The 1,074-nt window shown below is 33.1% G+C and carries 1 protein-coding gene; it reads left to right on the top strand.

Translation table 11 applies throughout. From position 1 onward, the window contains the following. Positions 1 to 453: 453 nt before the first annotated feature. A partial coding sequence (locus K6343_01645; GenBank protein MEF3244676.1) for a hypothetical protein occupies positions 454 to 1,074 on the top strand: 621 nt, incomplete at its 3' end.

The following is a 1,074-nucleotide window of genomic DNA, read 5'->3' as shown; positions in this document are numbered from 1 at the left end:
TTTTGTGCTTTTATTACACAGTAAAAGAAAAGAAATAATAAAAAATAAAAATGTTAAAAATTTTACATAAGATTGTAAATATATGATTTATTGTGCTATAATGTTTATGGTAAATTTTCAGTTTGGCACAACTTTTGCATATTATAAGTGGAAGGTTGTAGTTTCAGTTTGTCCTTCCGAAATTGACCTTGAAAACTGAAAATAAATTAAACGCGATTTTTACTACTTTTGGGTGTTGATGGCTTTTTGCTAACTGTTTTGCTAAGGCACTTAAGGTGCGTTTCCTTAGCAACAGGCAAAGGCTTTCAGGATTCAAAAGTAGTTTAAAAATAAAACTAAAACACTTAAAAGTGGAGGTGAGAAACGGATACAAAAACAAAGAAAAGTAAAATTTTTAAACGTTTAAAAATTTTAAAAAACTACATCGCTTTTGAAAGGAGGCGAAACATTATTATGAGAAAATTTCTAAGTATTTTACTTGTTGTTGCAATGGTGTTTTCTCTTGTTGTGGTAGGCAAGGTTCCAGTAGCAAAAGCAAATATTACTGGTTTAAGAACTGTATCAGATGATACAAATCTTCCTACCTATGTAATGGGTGAGCTCATTACAGGAAAGACTACTGTAGCGGGGAATGTTTACTTAAAAGATGTATCCGGGAATATTCTTGATAACTATTATCTTTCTAGTCCGGGTAATTTTGTATTGAGAACAAGCCAATCGAATATAAAAGAAGGAAAATATTATGTAGAAGATAGTGTTCCTTCTGATGTCTATGTCTATCTTAAATACAATATCTCCAATGTGACTCCTGCTTCTGCACCGGCAGTTGGTGATAATGTCCTTGTTTCAGGAAGGCTCTATCTTGGCGATACAGCACAAACAAACGTTGAGGATGGAACAACTGTTATTCTTGCTTATGAAAGTGATCCTGATACACATACATGGACTGTTGTTACGACTGGAACAACTTTAAACGGCTACTTTAACTTCTATGCAACATTTGCTAATGCTGCAAGATATGCCTTGTTTGTAAATGATGGTTATGCTCCAGATGCTTCAACTAGTGGGACATTT

It is taken from the genome of Caldisericaceae bacterium, assembly GCA_036574215.1.
Taxonomy (GTDB): Bacteria; Caldisericota; Caldisericia; order Caldisericales; family Caldisericaceae; genus Caldisericum.
Note: the sequence above shows the minus strand (reverse complement) of the source record. Positions and strands in the feature narration are given on the sequence as shown.